The organism is Pigmentiphaga litoralis (assembly GCF_048632615.1).
Lineage (GTDB): Bacteria > Pseudomonadota > Gammaproteobacteria > Burkholderiales > Burkholderiaceae_B > Pigmentiphaga > Pigmentiphaga litoralis_B.
Genome location: NZ_CP184479.1, coordinates 4,925,516 through 4,945,626 on the forward strand (window position 1 = coordinate 4,925,516; position 20,111 = coordinate 4,945,626).

Here is a 20,111-nt window from a genome sequence, read left to right on the forward strand (position 1 = left end):
CGCATCCGGCGCGGGCCGGGCCGGTCGGGCGCCGCGCGCTTGGCCTCGGTCTGTCAGGACGGCGTCATTGGCGACGGAACCAGAGCACGGACAGTCCCGCCGCCAGCACGGTCAGCAGTGCGGCCAAGGCCGCGAACAGGGCGCTGATTTCGGTTTCGCGCTTTTCCATCGAAAACTTCAGGTTCAGGCCTTCGTAGATCTTGCGCAGGTCGGCCGCGGAACTGGCCTGGAAGTACTCGCCACCGGTCATCTGGGCGACGGCCTTCAGCGTGGGTTCATCCAGGCGCGCATAAAAGGACCAGCCCTCGTCGCCGATCATGGCGCCCTGGTTGGTGCCGAAGCCAACGGTGTAGACCCGCACCCCGCGTTCCGCCGCCATCTTGGCGGCGTCCAGCGGATCGGGGCCGGTCGTGCGGCGGCCGTCGCTAAGCAGGATGATCGCGCCGCCCGTGTACGACGCTGGCATGACCGGTGCTCGCTTTGCTACGGGCGCTTCCGGCTTGGCGCCGGCCGGGGGCAGGGCGCGTGAGCCATATCGCGAATTGCTGCGGAACACTTCGGATTCGAGATCGATACCGTCCTGCGGGAAAAGCATGGCTAGCGCCAGGATCAGGCCGCTGCCCGTGGCCGTGCCCCGCTGAAGCTGAAAGCGTTCGATGGCCGCGATCATGTCGGGCCGGCTCTCGGTAGGCGTTTGCACGACAGCGGCGGTGCCCGCGAACGAGACGATGCCAAGCCGCACGCTGGACGGCAGTTCATCAATGAACTGTTTGGCGGCGCCCTGCGCGGCAAACATGCGCGTCGGCTCGACGTCGCTGGCCTGCATGCTGCGTGAGACGTCCATTGCCAGGACCAAAGTCAGATATTCGGCCGGCAAGACCACCGTGGCGCTGGGCCGGGCAGCCGCGAACAGCGCTGAAATCATCGCTAACAAAAAAGCAGCGGCGGGATGTGCCGGCGAAAGCGCTGCGCGGGTCCAAGCGCGTCCCGGACCAGCAGCATGCTGGAATAACGCAGCACTGCTTTTGCGCCGTCGCAGGACGGCGATATACGCCACGATCAAGAGAGGAACGAGGAGCAATGACCAGAGCAGGTCAGGCCATAAAAACCGCATGGATGCTCCTTGATCGTCGGGCTGCAAGACGGAGGGAATCGTCAGCCCCAGTATGCACAGGAACCCTGTCGCTGGTAAAGACGGATGTACCAAATCCAGAGTGAAAGTGTTAACTTGGTTCCTGCCAGGCCGATTCGTATCTTGAGGGTCAGAGGATGAAGCGAGCACCGCTCTACAGCAGCACGAGTCGGCCGACAGCGGCACCGGGTGGGCCATCCATACCCTCGGAAGCGCCCCCTGCTTCCGCATCAGCTCCCGCCGTTCCTGCGTCCTCCGCTGCGTCGCGCACCCCTTCCCGTATCCGCGCCTTCCTGCACCGTCACGACAAGGCCGCCATGTTCGTGTGCGGTCTGCTGTGTGCCGGCGTGCTGGCCCTGTTGCTGCGCACGGCGCCGGGTAGCCAGGCGCCGCTGACGCAGGACGACATCAACGCCGCCGTCTTGCATACGCTGGAAACGCAGTCGCTGCCGTCACGCCCCGCGCGCGCCGCCGAAGCGGTGCGCAGGTCGGTGGTGCGCGTGCGCGGCTACCCGGATACCGTGCCGACCGACACCAAGCCGCAGGGCGCCGTCCCGAAGGCCGATATCGTGCCGCCGCCGCAGGAAAAGCCGCGTAACGATGGCGCCAAGCCGCCAAGCCGACAGGCGGACGCTGGCAAGCCTGGCGCGCCGCGCGAGGGCGAGCGCGGGGCCAGGCCAGGCGCGCCCTCGGGCAAGAACGACGCGCCCGATGAAGACCGCGGCAGTGTCGGGTCAGGCGTCGTGGTGGTTGAAGATGGCACCATTCTGACCAACTTCCATGTGATTGCCGGATCGAAACGCCTGGTCGTCACGTTCTTTGATGGCTTCGAATCCGAAGCGACGGTGGTCGGCGTCCAGCCCGACAAAGACCTGGCCGTCATCAAGGCCAAGTCCACGCCCGACGACCTTCCGCCCGCGACCCTGGGCAGCACGGCCAACCTGCGTCCGGGTGACGAAGTGGTGGCGGTCGGCTTTCCGTTCGGCATCGGGCCATCGGTCTCGTCGGGTGTCGTGTCGGGTCTGGACCGCGCCTTCGTGTCGCCCCAGGGCAAGCAGGAATTGACCAAGCTGATTCAGTTCGACGCCGCGGCCAACCCGGGCAATTCCGGCGGGCCGCTGGTCTCGATGGACGGCGAGGTCGTGGGCATCGTCACCGCGATCCTGAATCCGACCGAAGCGCACACCTTCATCGGCATCGGATTCGCGACGACCATCGAATCGGCCGGCAGCGCGGTGGGGGTGCCGCCGTTCTGATCCGTCGTCGCGCACACCGTCATTCATGCATTCATTCATTCATGGTCATCGCTCGGGGAATCGGCTTATGGAAGACAAGGCAACGCAGGGACTGGACACCGCTTCGTTGATGGAGCGGGTGCTGTATGAAGTCAAGCGCGTGGTGGTGGGGCAGGACCACTTCCTGGAACGCGTGATGGTGGCGATCCTGGCCCAGGGGCACCTGCTGGTGGAAGGGGTGCCAGGTCTGGCCAAGACGCTGACCGTCAACACGCTGGCGCGCACCTTGCGAGGCTCGTTCAAGCGCATCCAGTTCACCCCTGATCTGTTGCCGGCTGACCTGATCGGTACGCGCATGTACAACCAGAAAAGCGGCGAATTCAGCACGGTGCTGGGCCCGGTGTTCACGAATCTTCTGCTGGCGGACGAAATCAACCGCGCGCCCGCCAAGGTGCAGTCGGCCCTGCTGGAAGTGATGCAGGAGCGGCAGGTCACGATCGCGGGCGAGACGCATAAGGTGCCGTCGCCGTTCCTGGTCATGGCCACGCAGAACCCGATCGAGACCGAGGGCACCTACCCACTGCCCGAGGCCCAGGTCGACCGTTTCATGATGAAGGTGCTGATCGACTACCCGAGCGAAGAAGAGGAGTTCGTGATTGCTTCGCGCGTGACGGGCGTGGCGACGCAGGTGGCGGCGGTCGCATCGATCGAACAGCTGCGCGACATCCAGGCCGAATGCCGCCGCGTGTATGTGGACCCCGGCATCATGCAGTATGCCGTCAAGGTCGTGTCGGCCACGCGCCGGCCCGACCGCTACGGCCTGGGCGACATGGCTCGCTACGTCACCTTCGGCGCCAGCCCGCGCGCCACCATCAACCTGATCGAAGGCAGCCGTGCCCTGGCCTTCCTGCGCGGCCGCACGTATGTGCTGCCCGAGGACGTGATTGACCTGGTGCCTGACGTGCTGCGGCATCGTCTGGTGCTGTCGTACGAAGCGCTGTCGGATGGCCTGTCGGCCGATCAGTTGATCATGCGCATTCTCAAAGCCATTCCCGCGCCTGACCGGCCATTGGACACGCATGTTCGGGTTGAAGCGACAGCGTAAGGCGGCGCGCGCCGCGGGCGAGCCGGCGGCCCCGCCAGCGCCGTCTCCGTCATCGGCCAGCGCCGGGCTGCCCAATCCGGAACAGCTGCTGCAGCGGCTGGAATGGACCGTGGTGCGGCGCCTGGATGGCCTGCTTCAGGGCGATTACCGCACGCTGTTTCGCGGTTACGGACTCGACCTGGCCGAGCTGCGCGAGTACCAGCCGCAGGACGACGTGCGGTATATCGACTGGAATGTGACGGCACGTCTGCAGACACCCTACGTCCGCGAGTTCCAGGAAGATCGCGAGGTGGCGGGGTGGTTTTTGCTGGACCTGAGCGGGTCGCTGGATTTTGGATCGCAGGCGGTGCGCAAACGCGGGATGTCGGCCGGCTTCGTTGGCGTGCTGGCGCGGCTGCTGACGCGCAACGGCAACCGCATCGGCGCCGTGCTGTATTCGGCGGATGGCATGCAGACCATTCCGGCCAAGTCCGGGCGACGGCATGTGCTGCACGTGCTGGACAGCATGCTGAAGTCCAAGGCAGCCACGGCACAGCGGCAGACCGACCTGCGGGAATTGCTGACGCAGGCGCAGTCGTCCATCAAGCGGCGGTCCGTGGTGTTCGTGGTGTCCGACTTCATCAGCCAGCCTGGCTGGACCAAGGCGCTGGCGCAGCTGGCCCAGCGCCATGAAGTGGTCGCGGTGCGGCTGTACGACCCGTTGGAACTCGAGCTGCCCGACCTGGGCATGGTCATGATGCAGGACGCGGAAACCGGCGAACAGTTGTTCGTGGATACGCATGATCCGGGGTTTCGCAAGCGTTTCATGGACGCGGCGGCAAAACGCGAGGCCGACCTGCGCGATGCGTTGAGCCAGGCCGGCGTGGACTGCCTGGAACTGAGCACGATGGACCGGCTGGATGCGGCGCTGCTGCATTTCATTCGCCAGCGCAAGCGGCGCGGGCAGCTTGCGTCGGGCGTCAATCCCCTGGCGCGGCGCGCCGGCCGGTCCGGTTGAGGGTAAGGGAAGGGTAGCGAAATGACCATCGATCACGTCGGGCACCTGACGCTGCTATGGCCGCGCATGCTGTGGCTGTACCTGCTGGTGCCGGTGCTGGTGTTGCTGTACGTGCGCCTGCTGGCGCGGCGGCGGCGCGTGGCCGCCAGCTACCCGAGCCTGGACCTGGTCGGGCAGGCCATGGGCGACAGCCGCATGCGCCGCCATCTGCCGGCTGTCCTGTTGCTGCTGGGTTTGTGCGCCATGCTGTTTGCCGTGACCCGGCCGCAGGCCGTGGTGAAGCTACCCTCGCGGCTCGAAACGGTCGTGCTTGCCATGGACATGTCGGGCAGCATGCGGGCCGACGACGTCAAACCCAGCCGCATGGTGGCGTCGCAGACCGCCGCCAAGGCCTTCATCGATGACCAGCCGCACAACGTGCGCCTGGGCGTCGTGGCGGTCGCGGGAGCGGCGGCGCTTGTGCAGTCGCCGACGCGTCTGCGCGAAGACGCGACCGCCGCCATCGACAACCTGCAGATCCAGCGCGGCACGGCATTGGGCAGCGGGCTGATCATCTCGCTGGCCACCTTGTTGCCAGCCGCCGATCTCGATGTGGAAGGGCTGATCAGCGGCCGCCCGACCTACGGTGCGGTGCCGCCCAAGGTCGATCCGGAAGCGCCGCCCGTCACGCCCGGGTCGAACCGGTCGGTGGCGATCGTGTTGCTGTCGGACGGGCAGAGCAATACCGGCCCGGACCCGATGAAGATCGTGGACGTGGCGGCGTCGCATGGCGTGCGGATTTACACGGTCGGCGTCGGGACAAACGAAGGCGCGACCTTGAGCGTGGATGGCTGGTCGATGCGCGTGCGCCTGGATGACGAGGCGCTGAAGAAGATTGCGTCGGCCAGTGGCGGCGAATATTTCCGCGCCGATAACGCCAAGGAGCTGAAGAAGATTTATCAGTCGCTGGCGATGCGGCTTGCGTATGACAAGGAAGAGCCGATGGAAATATCGGCGTTGTTCGTGGCGTTGGGCGCGATGCTGACGATGGTCGCCGCGCTTTTATCCATGTGGTGGTATGGCAGAATATTATGACCCCCTTGGCGCTTCGCGCCTCCCCAGGGGCGGCACTGGCGGACTGGCAAAGCCAGATCCGCTGTGCCCTAGAGGAGCAGGCCCCCCCTTGGCGCTTCGCGCCTCCCCGAGGGGCGGCACTGGCGGACCGGCAAAGCCGGATCCGCTGTGCCCCTGATTTACCGCTCTTGGTGCCTGCGGTTTGTATGGTGCTTGCGGTTTCTCTTTGGCGGATTGATTTGGCCCCGACGCGTTGTTGCGTTCGGGGCCAGTTTCTTTTGATCGCTGCTTTCTTGCGGCGCTTAGTCGGCTTTGACGTTGGCGTCGGTGATGACTTTCGCCCATTTCGCGACTTCGGTCTTGATCGCGGTTGCGGCGTCGGCGGGGGCGGCGTAGTTGGCGATGACGCCTTGCTGCAGCAGGGCGTCTTTGGCGTCCTGGGTACTGAGCGCTTTTTTCATTTCCGACGTCAGCTTGTCGACCACGGCCTTGGGTGTGCCGGCGGGGGCGAGGATGCCGAACATGGAGCTGACTTCGAAGCCCTTCAGGCCGGCTTCGGCGGCGGTGGGGACGTCGGGCAGGGTGCTGACGCGGTCTTTCGATGCGACGGCGAGCGCGCGCAGTTTGCCGGACGCGATGAAGCCCTGTGCGGCAGGCGCCGTTTCGATCATGCTCAGGACCTGTCCGCCGACCAGATCGGTCATCGCGGGGCCGCTGCCCTTGTACGGGACGTGCAGCATGTCGATGCCCGCCATCTTCTTGAACATTTCGCCCGCCAGATGCTGGGGCGATCCGCTGCCCGACGACGCGAATGTCAACGAACCGGGCGACTTCTTGGCAATCGCGATCAGATCGGTCAGGTTCTGGGCCTTGACGGTGGGATTGACCACGAACACCAGCGGCACCGAGCCGACGATGCCCACGGGCGTGAAGCTTTTTTCCAGGTCGTAGCTGATGGTCTTGGCGAACAGTGTCGCGTTGATGGCGTGGCTGGTCAGCGCGCCCATCAGCAGCGTGTAGCCGTCGGGCGCCGCCGTGGCGACGGCGGCGGCGCCGATGTTGCCGGTCGCGCCGGCGCGGTTGTCGACGACCACCTGCTGGTTCAGCGCCAGCGACAGTTTTTGCGCAATGACGCGGCCGATCACGTCGGTGGCGCCGCCTGGGGGATACGGGACGATCAGGCGCACGGGCTTGCTTGGGTAGTCGTCTGCGGCGTGCGCAAGGAAAGGCGTTCCGGCCAGGCCGGCCACTACCAATGCGAGCAGCAGGTGGCGACGCAGGGGATGGAAAGTACGGAGGGAGGGGGTACAGAGCGTCACGCGTCGTTCTCCTGTCATTTTTATCAGCAAGGGGTCGCGCCCCTCTTGTGACGGACTATAGAAGTGGGTAGCATCATCGTCAAGAATATTATTGATAATCAAATCGACATGACTTCAAAGCCAAAAACGCCGGGAACGACCGCACCCAATGGCCATTCCACCACCCCCGAGATGTCCCAGGAAGGCATGTCGAAAGGGCTGACCAACTACGGGGACCGCGGCTTTTCGCTTTTTCTGCGCAAGGCCTTTATCAAGGGCTCGGGGTATACGGACAGTGCGCTGACGCGGCCGGTCATCGGCATCGTCAACACCGGCAGCGCCTACAACCCCTGTCACGGCAACGCGCCTCAGCTGATCGAAGCCGTCAAGCGCGGCATCATGCTGGCAGGCGGCTTGCCCATGGACTTCCCGACGATCTCCATCCACGAAAGCTTTTCCGCGCCGACGAGCATGTATTTGCGCAACCTGATGTCGATGGACACGGAAGAGATGGTTCGCGCCCAGCCGATGGACGCGGTGGTGCTGATCGGCGGCTGCGACAAGACGGTGCCCGCGCAGTTGATGGGCGCGGCGTCGGCCGGCATTCCCGCCATTCAACTGGTGACGGGTGCGATGCTGACCGGCTCGCATCGGTCGGAACGGGTGGGCGCCTGCACCGACTGCCGCCGCTATTGGGCGTACTACCGCGCGGACCAGATCGACGACCAGGAGATTGCGGACGTCAACAATCAGCTGGTGGCCAGCGTGGGCACCTGTTCCGTGATGGGCACAGCCAGCACGATGGCATGTATCGCCGAAGCCCTCGGCATGATGGTGCCGGGTGGCGCCTCGGCCCCGCCGTGACGGCGGACCGGATCCGTATCGCGGAGCAGACCGGCACCTTGGCGGTGCAAATGAGCAAGGACCGCCTGACCATCGACAAGGTGCTGACGGCCGAAGCCTTCGAAAACGCCATGCGGGTGCTGCTGGCCATTGGCGGTTCGACCAACGGCATCATCCACCTGACCGCGATTGCCGGCCGCATGGGTTTCGAGGTGGACCTGGAAGCACTGGACCGCTTTGGCGCCGAAACGCCCGTGCTGGTCGATCTGAAGCCGTCGGGCCAGCATTACATGGAAGACTTCCACAAGGCGGGCGGCATGATCACGTTGCTGCGTGAACTGAAGCCGCTGTTGCATCTGAACGCGTTGACCGTCACAGGCCGCACGCTGGGCGAAGAGCTCGACGCCGCCAGCGCGCCGTTCAAGCAGGACGTGGTGCGTCCGTTCAGCAACCCGATCTACCCGCAGGGCGGCATTGCCGTGCTGCGCGGCAATCTGGCGCCTGGCGGCGCCATCATCAAGCAGTCGGCCGCGGCGCCAGAACTGATGGAACACGAAGGACGCGCGGTGGTGTTCGAAGACGCCGAAGACATGGTCACGCGCCTGGACGATCCGGATCTGGACGTGAACGCCGACGACGTGCTGGTGCTCAAGCGTATTGGGCCCAAGGGCGCGCCGGGCATGCCCGAGGCCGGGTACATTCCGATCCCGATGAAGCTGGCGCGGGCGGGCGTGAAAGACATGGTCCGCATTTCCGATGGCCGCATGAGCGGTACGGCTGCCGGCACGATCGTGCTGCACGTCACGCCCGAAGCGGCCGTGGGCGGCCCGCTGGCGTATGTACGGAACGGCGACCGCATCCGGCTCAGCGTCAAGAATCGCGAGATCGCGCTGCTGGTTTCGGCCGAAGAACTGGCCCAGCGGGCGCGTGTCGCGCCCGTCGTCGAACCGGCAGCGGACCGCGGCTATCGCAAGCTGTTCATGACGACCGTGACGCAGGCCGACGAAGGCGTCGACTTCGACTTTTTGCGCGCGGCCACAATGACCGGCACAATCCCCAGAACGAAATAACCCGGCGGCCCGATCCGGGCCAGCTCTGTCTGCGTGTCATCGGCATGGCAGAACAGGGCGGCCCCGGTTGCCCGCTTTCCTTCTGACGCCATGGACACAGCCCTGCTTCACGCACCCGATGCCGCAACCCTTGACGAGCCGACTACCGACCCGGTGGCGCGAGTCGTCGGCGCATTGGAAGAAGACATCGTGCTGGGGGTGCTCAACCCACGCGAACGCTTGATCGAAGATGAATTGATGCATCGCTTCGGCATCAAGCGCCATGTGGTGCGCGAGGTGCTGGCCATGCTGGATCGCCTGGGCCTGACCGAAAGGCGGCGCAACATCGGTTCGCTGGTGCGGTCCTTCACGCCCAAGGAAGTTTCCGAGCTGTATCAGCTGCGGGCCTTGCTGGAAACGCAGGCGGCCAGCCTGATTCCTCAGTCGCCCGATCCGGATGCGTTGAACGAATTGGTCGACATCCAGGAAGCGCACGACGCCGCGGTGCAGGCCAACGATCCGCGGCGCGTGTTTCGCGCCAACGTACGTTTCCATCAGGCCTTGTTCGGGCTGACGGGCAACGTCGTGCTGCAACGCGCGATCGCCGAGTATGCGCGCCAGACCCACCCCATCCGCTTCAGTTCGCTGGTATCACCGGACTACCGGCAGAAGGCCTGCCGCGAACACTGGCAAATGATCGCGGCACTGAAAGCGGGCGATCGGGATACCCTGGTCACCCTGTGCCGGGAGCACCTGCTGCCGTCGCGCGACGCCTACCTGAGCGCGAACCAGCACCGTTTCGGTCCGCCATGAAGGGGGTGCCGTCGTTTTGACATCGGCGTGTAAGATAGCTTCGGGCACCACAACAACGATCGACAGGCCCGGGTTCATCGAAGTCGATAAGGAGACGGTGTGTCGACGGCAATCAGGATATTCCAGGGCAGGTTTGGCCGGGTCGCATTGCTCGACATGGACAAGCCGCTCGTCACGCATGCGCATCATCATTGCCATGTGCTGATCAAGGCAAGCGGCGCCGACACGGCCTTCCGGGTGCGCGACCGGATCACGCCGCTGACCGACGACACCGCCGTGCTCGTCAACGCCTGGGAATCGCATTCCTATGAACATCCCGGCGCGCTCGCGCCCCCACCGTCATCCTGGCGCTGTATGTCGAGCCGGCCTGGCTCGGCGAAATCCAGCGGCACCTGTCGGTGGCCGCGCATCCCCAGTTCTTTCCCAATCCCTGTGTCGAGATCTCGGCGCGGATCCGCAAGCTGGCCGACGACCTGGCCATGGAAATGCTGTACGCCGACGACATTCCGGCCAGGCGGCTCGAAACCGTGCTGTTCGATCTGATGATCGCGGTGATCGATCCGTTTTCGGAATGGCGCAACATGCGCCACCTGCTGCACGCGCACAGTGCGATCGGCGGTGATCCGCGTATCCGCAAGGCCATCGGATACATGCGGCAGAACCTGGGCACCGAGTTCGACATGGACCGGGTGGCCATGCACAGCGGGTTGTCGCGAGCCCATTTCTTCACGCTGTTCCGGCGCTGCACGCGCCTGACGCCCAATGTCTACAGCAACGTGCTGCGCATGGAAGCAGCAATCACCGACCTGACACATACGCGCCAGCCGCTGGCCGACATTTCGTCGCGGCTCGGCTTTTCGGCGCCCAGCCACTTCACCCGCTTCTTCCGCCAGCACATCGGCAGTGCGCCAGCGGACTTCCGCCGCGTGGTGCAGCATTACGAAAAACAGACTCAAGGGTAAGTGACCGGATTCTTCGGTAAGGGCTTTCATCCTCTTCCTGCCTAGACTGCGCCCATCGACATGAAGACCGATGGCGCAGCGAGTGCGACCGCCGGCGGGACAGAGAGACGTGAAAGCAGAACAGGGCGCGGGCGCGCATGCCCACGTCGGCCAACGGATGCCCCGCGTCGAGGACGACGCGCTGCTGACGGGCCGCGGCCGCTTTGCCGACGACCTGGGCGTCCGGCCCGGCAGCCTGCATGCCGCCGTGTTGCGATCGCCGCACGCGCACGCGCGGGTGGTTGCGGTCGATGCCGCGCCCGCGCTGGCCTGCCCAGGCGTGCGCGCCGTGCTGACCGGCGCCGACGTCAAGGCGTGGACCCGGCCCTTCGTGGTCGGCGTCAAGAGTCCCATGGAACATTACTGCCTGGCCGTGGAGACGGTGCGCTACGTGGGCGAACCGGTGGCCGTGGTGGTTGCCGGCACGCGGGCGCTGGCCGAAGATGCGCTGGACGCCATCGTGGTTCAGTACGAGGCCCTGCCGGCGGTCGTAGACGTGGACGAGGCGATTGCCGGGGACGCGCCGCTGCTGCATCCGGCCGTGGGCAGCAACGTGCCCAGCGACCGGCATTTTTCCTATGGCGACCCTGACGGCGCCTTTGCATCGGCCCCGCATCGCGTCGGGCTGACGGTGCGTTACCCCCGCAATTCGTGCACGCCCATCGAGTGCTACGTGGTGCTGGCCGAGTGCATGCCTGGCGATGAGGGCTACGAGGCCACCTCGAATTTCCAGGGCCCGTTCTCGCTTCACACCGTGATGGCCTTGGCATTGCAGATTCCGGCCGCGCGGCTGCGCTTGCGCACGCCGCCCGATTCGGGCGGCAGCTTCGGCGTCAAGCAGGGCGTGTTTCCGTACATCGTGATGATGTGCCTGGCCGCGCGCAAGGCGGGCGCGCCGGTCAAGTGGGTAGAAGACCGGCTGGAACATCTGGTGGCGGCCACGTCGGCTACCGGCCGCGTGTCGACCATCCAGGCCGCCGTGCAAGACGACGGCCGCATCCTGGGATTGGATCTCGACCAGTTCGATGACGTGGGCGGATACTTGCGCGCGCCGGAGCCCGCAACCTTCTACCGCATGCATGGCTGCCTGACCGGCGCCTATGCCATCCCTCATCTGCGCGTCCGCAACCGCGTGGTGCTGACCAACAAGACGCCGGCGGGACTCGTGCGCGGCTTTGGCGGACCGCAGGTGTACTTCGCGCTGGAACGGTTGATGCAGCGGATCGCCGTCGAGCTGGGACTCGATCCGCTGGAGGTGTATCGCCGCAACTTCATCCAGCCCGACGCATTTCCGTATCGCGCGGCGGCGGGCGCATTGCTGGATTCCGGCAACTATCCGCTGGGACTGTCCCTGGCGGCGGAACAGGGCGGGCTGGCCGAACTGGTCGAGCGGCGCGACGCGGCGCGGCGGGAAGGGCGGCTGTACGGCATCGGGTATGCGGCGATCGTCGAGCCGTCGATCTCGAACATGGGCTATATCTCGACGGCGCTGACGCCCGAGCAGCGCGCCAAGGCGGGCCCCAAGAACGGAGCGATCGCATCGGCCACCGTGTCCATCGATCTGCTGGGCGGTGTGACCGCGCTGATCGACTCGACGCCGCAAGGGCAGGGCCACCGCACAGCGGCGGCGCAAGTGGTGGCCGACGTATTCGGTCTGCGTCCCGCCGATGTCACCGTCAATGCCGAATTCGACAGCCAGAAAGATGCGTGGTCGGTGGCGGCGGGCAACTATTCGAGCCGCTTTGCCGGCGCGGTCGCGGGCACGCTGCACCTGGCGGCGGTCAAGCTGCGCGACAAGCTTGCCGCCATTGCCGCGCCCTTGCTGGCGTGCGAGCCGGCCGCCGTATGTTTTGCCGGAGGCCAGGTGTTTGCAGGGGCCGCCCCCGACCGCACGCTTCCATTCGCGCGGCTGGCCGCGGGTCCGCATTGGGCCCCGGCACTGTTGCCCCAAGGCGTTGAAGTGGGGCTGCGCGAAACGGTGTTCTGGACGCCGGAACAGCTTGAAGCGCCGACGGACGATGACCGGGTCAACACGTCGGCGGCCTATGGTTTCGCGTTCGACATCTGTGCCGCAGAAGTGGACCCCGACACTGGCCGCGTGCGGATCGACCGTTACGTGACCTGTCATGACGCGGGCACCCTGCTGAATCCGGACCTGGCTGACGGGCAGATCCGTGGCGCCTTCGCGCAAGGCCTGGGCGCTGCGCTGATGGAAGAATTTGCGTACGGGGGTGACGGCAGTTTCCAGTCCGGCACCTTTGCCGATTACCTGGTGCCGACCGCTTGCGAGGTCCCCGAGCCGGTGATCGTGCACATGTCAACGCCGTCGCCCTTTACGCCGCTGGGCGCAAAGGGCCTGGGCGAGGGCAACAACATGAGCACGCCGGTGTGCATCGCGAATGCCGTGGCCGACGCGCTGGGCGTAGCGAACGTCGCACTGCCGCTGACGCCGTCCCGAGTGATGGCATTGATGGGCATCGAAGAAACCCCGCCCAGCCTGACTCAGGGTCCGAACGGGGCCAAGGCAGCCGAGGACAAGGCAGGCAGGGACAGGACAGGCAAGGATGGGGCAGGCAAAAGCAAGGCAGGCAAGGGGCTGAGCGCGCAGGGCAGCGTCGAGCTGGCGGCCACGCCCGAAGCCATCTTTGCAGTGTTGCTGGACCCGGTCGTGTTGGCCAAGGTCATACCGGGTTGCCATGCGCTGGAAAGCACCGGCGACAACCAGTATCGCGCCGACGTGACCCTGGGGGTCGGCATGGTCAAGGCCCGTTATGCCGCCGAGATCAGCCTGTCGGAACTGGACCCGCCGCATCGCCTTCGGCTGGCGGGGGCCGGGACGTCTTCGCTTGGCACGGCCAGTGGCAGCGGCAGCGTGGTGCTGACGCCGTCGGGCGCGGGCACGCGGCTGAGCTATGACTACCACGCCGATGTCAGCGGCAAGGTGGCGGCGGTCGGCGGCCGGATGCTGGAAGGCGCGGCCAGGATCGTACTGAAGCAATTGTTCGAACAATTGGGCAAACAGGCAGAGGGCAGGTCTGGCAGCGGGCCTGGCGCAAGGCTTAATGGACGCGCCGCCGACGGCACGACGGCGGCGCCACAAAGCACAAGCCGCAGCGCAATCCGCGGTGCGAAGCCGCCCCAGGGCTCGGGCTACGGCCAGGCAGCCGCGGCAGCGGCGGCGAACCCTCCGTCGTTCTGGCGTCGCCTGCTGAACAGCGTTCTCGGCAGCAAGCCGCATCCCGCAGGGGACACCGCGGAGGATCCTGCCAGAAAGCCCGGATCGGATGCACGGTCGAAGCCGGCCTCCCATTCTGGTTCGACTGCCTCATCGGGTGACTCAGGAGACGCGCCATGAAGCCCGGTCTTTACGATTACTACCGCTGCGACAGCGTCGAGGAAGTGCTGGAACTGCTGCACCGGCATGGTGAGGACGCCCGCATCCTGGCGGGCGGGCAGTCCCTGATGGCGGCGCTGAACATGCGGCTGGCGCAGCCCAAAGTGGTGGTCGACATCTCGCGCATCGCGCCCTTGGCTTACGCCCGCATCGCCAAGGATGCCCTTGTCATCGGTGCGGCCGCGACGCAAGCCAGCGTGGAGTGGCGGCCGTCGTTGGCCAAGGAAGTGCCGCTGCTCAAGCTGGCCTTTCCGTACATCTCGCACTTCCAGATCCGCAATCGCGGCACCGTGTGCGGGTCGATTGCTCACGCCGACCCCAGCGCGGAGCTGCCCGTGGTGCTGCTGGCGCTGGGTGGCCGGGTCGGGCTGCGGTCGCGTCAGGGGCGCCGCGAACTGTCGGCCGACGCCTTTGCGCAGGGCATGTTGATGACCGCGCGCCGGCCCGACGAACTCGTCGAAGACGTGAGCTACCCGATGCACCGCGCCGGCACGGGCTATGCCTTTGCCGAGATGGCCCAGCGGCATGGCGACTTCGCTATCGCCGCGCTGGCGGCCTGCGTGGATGCCGACGGTATCCGGCTGGCGGTGGGCGGGGTGTCGGATCGCCCGCGTCTGCTCAAGATTGAGCGGATGTCAGGTTCCGCATTGGATGACGCCCTCAACGACTTTGCATGGAGCCTGGACGCCCAGGATGACCAGCACGCCAGTGCGCAGTATCGGCGGCACCTGGTGCGCCGCCTGGGGCGCCGCGTGATTGAGGAGGCAAGCGCATGAAAGCACTTGAACAACGCAGCCGGACGATGATCTCGATCCAGCTCAATGGGCAGACGCGCCATGGCGGATGCGACAACCGCACGTCTTTGGTGGATTTCCTTCGGCATGAACTGGGTGCGACGGGCACGCATGTGGGATGCGAGCACGGCGTGTGCGGAGCATGCACGGTGCGGGTGGACGGCGTAGCGGTGCGGGCCTGCATGATGCTGGCGGCGCAAGCCGAAGGCAGCCGTGTCGATACGGTGGAGGGACTGGCCAGGTCCGCCGCCATGAGCGACCTGCAGCAGGCTTTCAAGCGGCGCCACGCCTTGCAGTGCGGCTTCTGCACCGCGGGCATTCTCATGTCGTGCAGCGACTTTCTTGAACGCCTTCCGGATCCGACGGAGACCGAGGTGCGCGAGATGCTGTCGGGCCATCTGTGCCGATGCACCGGCTACACCAACATCGTGATGGCCGTGCTCGACGTGGCCGCATCCCGGCGCGCGTCCGCGCCAGCCGAACGCAAGGATCATCATGCTTGACCTGGGCCGCACGTTTCTGCAAAGCGTGGAGCGCAGCCCCACGGCGCTGGCCATCGTCGATGGCGACGTCCGGCTGACCTATGCGCAGTGGTTCGACAAGGTGCGCCATGTCGCTGGCGGGCTGCGCGCAATCGGGCTTGCGCGCGACGACCACCTGTTGATCGTGCTGCAGAACCGCTGGGAAATGGCGACGCTGCATTGGGCCTGCCAGTTCCTGGGCGTGGTGGCCACGCCGCTGAACTGGCGGGCGAAGCCGGACGAGGTCGACTACTGCGCGGCGGATTCCGGCGCCAAGGCGATCGTATTCGAGGCGGTCAGCGCCGACGCGGTGGCGGGGTCCGCATTCGCGCAGCAGATGGCGCGGATCCGGGTGGGCGAGGCCCAGGCACGAGAGGTAGCGCAGGCGCCGCGGGCGGCCCACGCACCCCAAGGACCGCAAACCGCCCAGTCTCCGCACCCCGCCGACCCGCCCCTCGCGGTGCCGTCCGGCGACATCACGTCCTTCGACGATCTGCTGAACGCGCCGCCGCTGGATCGCGACGACCCGCCGCTGGGGGCAGGGCCGGAAGATATTTCCTTGATGCTTTACACGTCGGGCACCACGGGCAAGCCCAAGGGCGTGCCGCGCCGCCACCGCCAGGAACGCGCGGCCGCATTGGCGCATGTGGCGCAGAACAGCTACCGGCGCGGCGAACGCACCTTGGGGGTCATGCCGCTGTATCACACCATGGGCGTGCGGTCCTTGCTGGCCATGGCAATGGTCGATGGCCTGTTCGTGTGTGTGCCGCGTTACGACTCGGCAGCCGTGCTGCGGCTCATCGCGGCCGAACGCATCACCAATCTGTATCTTGTGCCGACCCTGTACCACGACATGCTTGCGCACCCGACCTTTGCGCAGACCGACGTGACATCGGTCACCAAGATCGGCTTTGCCGGCGCGCCCATGCATGACGCCTTGCTCAAGCGCATTGACGCGGCGTTCACGCCGGAACTGTTCGTCAATCACTACGGATCGTCCGAGGTCTATACCTGCACCATCAATCAGGATGCGGTGGCCAAGCCGGGCTGCGCGGGACGAGCCGGCATCAACACGCGGATCGGCGTAGTGCCGCTGGACGCCACCGCCCCGCACCCGCGGATCGCGGCCGGGCAGGAAGGGCAGATCATTGCCGACCTGGCGGGTGATGAAGCGTTCGATGGCTATTGGAACCGGCCCGATGCCGACGCCAAGGCGCTGAAAGGCGGCTGGTATTTCACGGGTGACACGGGCTATGTGGACGCCGATGGCGACCTGTTCGTGACCGGCCGCGTGGACGACATGATCATCTCGGGCGGCGAAAACATTTCGCCCGTCGACATCGAATCGGTGCTGTCGCTGCACCCCGGCGTCGATGAGGTTGCGGTCGCGGGTCTGCCGGATGAGCGCTGGGGTCAGCGTGTGGTGGCTTTCGTCAAGCGCCACGTAGATGCACGCACGGACCGTGACCACGTCACCGCCGACGACCGCGCCACGGCCAGCGACCGCGCCACGGCCGGCGACCGCGCCACGGCCAGCGACGGCGCGCACGCTGATGCCATTACCGTTTCCGCCGTCGACGCCGCCGCGCTCGACGCGTGGTGCCGCACATCGGAGCTCGTCAATTTCAAACGGCCTCGCGACTACGTGTTCGTGCAGGCCATCCCCAAGTCGCCTGTCGGCAAAGTGCTGCGGCGTTGCCTGGTGGCCGGCGACTTTGAACCGGAACACCCCTTTCCAAGGAGCAAGACAGTGTCTGACCTTACCCACCCCGCGCAGTCGCTGCTGGAAAATCTTTCGGGCTTTCGGGTGGAGGTGGATGCCGCGCGCGAACGCGCCGACATCGTGCTCGACCGCGCGCCGTTGAACGTCATCACCATGCCGCAGCGCGATCAACTGCGCCTGGTCTTTGAAGCGCTGGACGCCGATCCGCGGGTGCGGGTCATCGTGCTGCGCAGCACCGGTGAACATTTTTCCAGCGGGGGCGACATCAAGGGCTTCATGGAAGCCACGCCCGAAAAGGTGTCGGCGCTGGCCTGGAATGTGGCGGCCCCGTTTCGTTGCGACAAGCCGGTGATCGCGGCCAACCGCGGCTACTGCTTTGGCGTGGGCTTTGAAATTTCCTTGGCGTGCGATTTCCGGATCGTCACCGACACCACCTTGTACGCGTTGCCCGAACAGAAACTCGGACAGATACCCGGGTCTGGCGGATCGGCGCGGCTGCAGAAAATGGTGGGCGTGGGCCGCACCAAGGACATCGTGATGCGGTCCCGCCGCATACCTGGCCAGCAAGCCTACGAGTGGGGTATCGCGGTGGACTGCGTGGCGGATGCGGATCTGGAAAAGGCGACCGATGCCCTGGTGGACGAACTGCGAGCGTTCTCGCCCTTGGCCCAGCGCACCGCGAAGAAGCTGCTGAACGACACCGAAGACGCGCCCTTGTCGATTGCCATCGAACTGGAAGGCCATTGCTATTCGCGCCTGCGCAGTTCGGACGATTTCCGCGAGGGCGTTGAAGCCTTTCACGGCAAACGCAAGCCCGCGTTCAAGGGCAGCTGACCGCGCCCGTTCGCGCGGGGCAGCGCCTGCTTTCCGCATTGGGATTCGGACCTGCATTCAAACGATGTGAACCCGGACAAACGGGTCGTTTACAGGAGACTTGCCATGAAGACGCTACAAAGAACCGCCGTTGCCGCACTCTGGTCCGCAGGCTTGCTGGGCGCGGTCGCGCCGGCGGTCCATGCGCAAACCGGTCCGCTGCGTATCGGGGTCGTCACGCCGCTGTCGGGCACCTATGCCCCGATCGGGGCGCAGGTAAAGATGGGGCTGGACCTGGCACTGAACGAGATCAACGCGGCGGGCGGCATCCTGGGCCGCAAGGTGGAATTGCTGTATGAAGACGAAGAAGCCAATCCCCAAGTCGCGGTGCAGAAGGCCGAAAAACTGTTCCAGCAATCCAAGGTGGATTTCCTGACCGGCACGGTCAATTCCGGATCGACCCTGGCCGTGGGACAGGTTGCGGAACGCAACGATAAATTGATTGCGACCACCGTGTCGTTTTCGGATGCGATCACCGGCGACAAGTGCTCGCCGAATGTGTTCCGGGTCAATGCCAAGGCGGGCCAGCAATCCGTGGCGCTGGCCGAATGGCTGGCCAAGGACAAGCCGGGCGCGTCGCTGTTCCTGCTGGGGCCGGACTACGAGATGGGACGAAGCACGGTGGCGGCGTTCAAGGATGCCGCGACGCAGCGCGGGATCAAGGCCAATGGCGAGTTGTTCGCGCCGCTGGACAGCAAGGATTACTCGAGCTATTTCGGCCAGATCCGGGCGGCGCGTCCGCAGGTGTTTTACACCTCGACAGCCGGCAATGACACGGTTCGCCTGTTCAGTCAGCTGGCCGAATATGGCATCAACAAGAACATCACCCTGATCGGCGTGTCGGGCGCGATCACGGCGCAGAACATCAAGGCCATTGGCAAGAATGCCGAAGGCTTTGTGACCGGTGTGGGCTACACCCCCAGATCGACAACCCGCAGAACAAACGTTTCGTGGCGGACTTCATCAAGGCCAACAAGATCGCGCCGGACCTGTACGGCGCCGATTCGTATGGCGTCCTGTACTTCTACAAGGCCGCCGTGGAAAAGGCCAAGTCCACCGAAACCGCCAAGGTGCGCACGGCCATGGAAGGCCTGACGTGGAATACCCCGCAGGGCGAAAAGACCATGCGCGCGGCGGACCACCAGGCCATCCAGGACATGTACGCCGTCCGGATCGCCAACGGCGACTTCACCATCATCAGCAAGGTGCAGGGCGACAAGGCCATTGGCCCCAGCACCTGCAAACGCTGGTGAGCCGTCACGCCGCCTTGATCAAGGAGTCCCCATGAGCGCCTGGCTCGAAAGTCTGCAATTCGTCTACGCCCCGCAGGTCGTCAATGGCCTGTCGCTGGGCGTGGCCGTGATCCTGATGGCGCTGGGCCTGACCATCATCTTTGGTTTGCTCGACGTCATCAACATGGCGCACGGCGAGTTCTATGCGCTGGGCGCCTATCTTGGCACGTCCTTGTTGCTGACTGGCCTGAGCTTCTGGCTCGTGCTGGTCCTGGTGCCACTGGTGATGCTGCCCTTGGGCTACGCCACCGAGCGCCTGCTGATCCAGCGGGTCTTTCACCACAAGGACCGGCACATCCTGACGCTGCTGCTGACCTTTGGCATGGCAATCGTGCTCGAAGACGTGTTCAAGCTGATCTATGGCCCGAACTCGCTCAAGCCCGAGTCGCCCATCCAGGGCGCCACCGAATTGCTGGGCATGATGTTTCCGACCTATCGCCTGTTCCTGATGGCGGTTGGCCTGGTGATCCTGGCCGGCGTCTGGTGGGTGGTGTATCGCACGCGTCTGGGCGCGATCGTACGCGCCGCGGCGTACGACCGGCACATGTCGGCATCACTGGGCGTGCCGGTGCTGCGGGTCTATGCCGGCACGTTTGCGTTCGGCGTGGCGCTGGCCGGACTGGCGGGGGTGCTGCTCGCGCCTGTGTATTCGGTCTTCCCGACCATGGGCAAGGACTTCATCCTGATGGCGTTTTCGGTGGTGATCGTGGGCGGGCTCGGCAGCATCAAGGGCGCCATCGTGGCCGGTCTGCTGCTGACGCAGGTGCAGGCCCTGTCCAGCCTGTACATCTCGCCGGTGTGGTCGGATCCACTGGTGTTCGGGATCATGGTGCTGGTGCTGATGTTCCGTCCGCAGGGATTGTTCGGGAGGCTTGGTCATGGTTGAAGAACAGAAGGTTGAGAAACGCAACGTTGACGACCGCAACGTTGCTGGCCGCAACGGTTCCGGCCGGCTTGCCACGGCGGCTGCCCTGGGGGAGCGCCCCGG

Annotated in this window: 12 protein-coding genes and 4 pseudogenes; 14 read left to right on the forward strand and 2 right to left on the reverse strand. The window is 65.6% G+C overall.

The features are described 5' to 3' along the window. Positions 1 to 64 precede the first annotated feature (64 nt). Positions 65 to 1,114: pseudogene (locus tag ACNANG_RS22790) on the reverse strand (VWA domain-containing protein). 335 nt (positions 1,115 to 1,449) lie between these two features. Here ACNANG_RS22790 and ACNANG_RS22795 point away from each other — a divergent pair. From ACNANG_RS22795 to ACNANG_RS22810, 4 genes are all read left to right on the forward strand, one after another. Continuing rightward, on the forward strand, positions 1,450 to 2,388 hold the full coding sequence (locus ACNANG_RS22795; RefSeq protein ID WP_420224922.1) for a trypsin-like peptidase domain-containing protein: 939 nt from the start codon (positions 1,450 to 1,452) through the stop codon (positions 2,386 to 2,388). 67 nt (positions 2,389 to 2,455) lie between these two features. Further along, complete coding sequence (locus ACNANG_RS22800; RefSeq protein ID WP_420224923.1) at positions 2,456 to 3,472, forward strand: AAA family ATPase; 1,017 nt, start codon at positions 2,456 to 2,458, stop codon at positions 3,470 to 3,472. After that, the gene (locus tag ACNANG_RS22805) at positions 3,447 to 4,469 is read left to right on the forward strand and encodes a DUF58 domain-containing protein (protein WP_420224924.1); all 1,023 of its coding nucleotides are present in this window, start codon (positions 3,447 to 3,449) and stop codon (positions 4,467 to 4,469) included. Before ACNANG_RS22800 ends, ACNANG_RS22805 begins: the two co-directional genes overlap by 26 nt. Positions 4,470 to 4,490: 21 nt before the next feature. Then, positions 4,491 to 5,543 carry a VWA domain-containing protein gene (locus tag ACNANG_RS22810; RefSeq protein ID WP_420224925.1) on the forward strand — a complete coding sequence of 351 codons (1,053 nt, stop codon included), beginning with the start codon at positions 4,491 to 4,493 and terminating at the stop codon, positions 5,541 to 5,543. A gap of 281 nt (positions 5,544 to 5,824) precedes the next feature. On the opposite strand, the gene ACNANG_RS22815 is transcribed toward ACNANG_RS22810, so the two are convergent. Continuing rightward, a complete protein-coding gene (locus ACNANG_RS22815; RefSeq protein WP_420224926.1) occupies positions 5,825 to 6,859 on the reverse strand; it encodes a Bug family tripartite tricarboxylate transporter substrate binding protein in 1,035 nt (344 codons plus the stop codon). Between the two features lie 153 nt (positions 6,860 to 7,012). Between ACNANG_RS22815 and ACNANG_RS22820 the strand changes: the two are divergent. The 10 genes and pseudogenes from ACNANG_RS22820 (at position 7,013) to ACNANG_RS22865 (ending at position 20,009) form a co-directional block, all read left to right on the forward strand. Further along, positions 7,013 to 8,733: pseudogene (locus ACNANG_RS22820) on the forward strand (IlvD/Edd family dehydratase). Between the two features lie 90 nt (positions 8,734 to 8,823). Continuing rightward, positions 8,824 to 9,525, forward strand: a complete 702-nt coding sequence (locus ACNANG_RS22825; RefSeq protein ID WP_420224927.1) for a GntR family transcriptional regulator — start codon at positions 8,824 to 8,826, stop codon at positions 9,523 to 9,525. Positions 9,526 to 9,923: 398 nt separating this feature from the next. Further along, positions 9,924 to 10,487 carry a helix-turn-helix domain-containing protein gene (locus ACNANG_RS22830; protein WP_420224928.1) on the forward strand — a complete coding sequence of 188 codons (564 nt, stop codon included), beginning with the start codon at positions 9,924 to 9,926 and terminating at the stop codon, positions 10,485 to 10,487. Positions 10,488 to 10,644: 157 nt separating this feature from the next. Further along, positions 10,645 to 13,881: a xanthine dehydrogenase family protein molybdopterin-binding subunit gene (locus tag ACNANG_RS22835; protein ID WP_420227638.1), complete on the forward strand. Its 3,237-nt coding sequence runs from the start codon at positions 10,645 to 10,647 to the stop codon at positions 13,879 to 13,881. Then, positions 13,878 to 14,696: an FAD binding domain-containing protein gene (locus ACNANG_RS22840; RefSeq protein WP_420224929.1), complete on the forward strand. Its 819-nt coding sequence runs from the start codon at positions 13,878 to 13,880 to the stop codon at positions 14,694 to 14,696. The genes ACNANG_RS22835 and ACNANG_RS22840 overlap by 4 nt, the downstream gene beginning before the upstream one ends. Next, complete coding sequence (locus ACNANG_RS22845; protein WP_420224930.1) at positions 14,693 to 15,217, forward strand: (2Fe-2S)-binding protein; 525 nt, start codon at positions 14,693 to 14,695, stop codon at positions 15,215 to 15,217. The genes ACNANG_RS22840 and ACNANG_RS22845 overlap by 4 nt, the downstream gene beginning before the upstream one ends. Next, positions 15,210 to 16,634: pseudogene (locus tag ACNANG_RS22850) on the forward strand (AMP-binding protein); the annotation flags it as partial. The gene ACNANG_RS22845 and the pseudogene ACNANG_RS22850, both read left to right, overlap by 8 nt. 351 nt (positions 16,635 to 16,985) lie before the next feature. Continuing rightward, complete coding sequence (locus ACNANG_RS22855) at positions 16,986 to 17,792, forward strand: enoyl-CoA hydratase/isomerase family protein (protein WP_420227639.1); 807 nt, start codon at positions 16,986 to 16,988, stop codon at positions 17,790 to 17,792. Between the two features lie 105 nt (positions 17,793 to 17,897). After that, a pseudogene (locus tag ACNANG_RS22860) lies at positions 17,898 to 19,084 on the forward strand (ABC transporter substrate-binding protein). Between the two features lie 31 nt (positions 19,085 to 19,115). Further along, positions 19,116 to 20,009 (forward strand): branched-chain amino acid ABC transporter permease, encoded by an 894-nt coding sequence (locus ACNANG_RS22865; protein ID WP_420224931.1) that lies wholly within the window; start codon positions 19,116 to 19,118, stop codon positions 20,007 to 20,009. Positions 20,010 to 20,111: the final 102 nt, after the last annotated feature.

Bases quoted from the DNA above. Each gene is read 5' to 3' on its own strand.
- ACNANG_RS22805 (WP_420224924.1), top strand. From the start codon at position 3,447: ATGTTCGGGTTGAAGCGACAGCGTAAGGCGGCGCGCGCCGCGGGCGAG.
- ACNANG_RS22800 (WP_420224923.1), top strand. From the start codon at position 2,456: ATGGAAGACAAGGCAACGCAGGGACTGGACACCGCTTCGTTGATGGAG.
- ACNANG_RS22845 (WP_420224930.1), top strand. From the start codon at position 14,693: ATGAAAGCACTTGAACAACGCAGCCGGACGATGATCTCGATCCAGCTC.
- ACNANG_RS22825 (WP_420224927.1), top strand. From the start codon at position 8,824: ATGGACACAGCCCTGCTTCACGCACCCGATGCCGCAACCCTTGACGAG.
- ACNANG_RS22865 (WP_420224931.1), top strand. From the start codon at position 19,116: ATGAGCGCCTGGCTCGAAAGTCTGCAATTCGTCTACGCCCCGCAGGTC.
- ACNANG_RS22795 (WP_420224922.1), top strand. From the start codon at position 1,450: ATGTTCGTGTGCGGTCTGCTGTGTGCCGGCGTGCTGGCCCTGTTGCTG.
- ACNANG_RS22815 (WP_420224926.1), bottom strand. From the start codon at position 6,859: ATGACAGGAGAACGACGCGTGACGCTCTGTACCCCCTCCCTCCGTACT.
- ACNANG_RS22840 (WP_420224929.1), top strand. From the start codon at position 13,878: ATGAAGCCCGGTCTTTACGATTACTACCGCTGCGACAGCGTCGAGGAA.
- ACNANG_RS22810 (WP_420224925.1), top strand. From the start codon at position 4,491: ATGACCATCGATCACGTCGGGCACCTGACGCTGCTATGGCCGCGCATG.
- ACNANG_RS22835 (WP_420227638.1), top strand. From the start codon at position 10,645: ATGCCCCGCGTCGAGGACGACGCGCTGCTGACGGGCCGCGGCCGCTTT.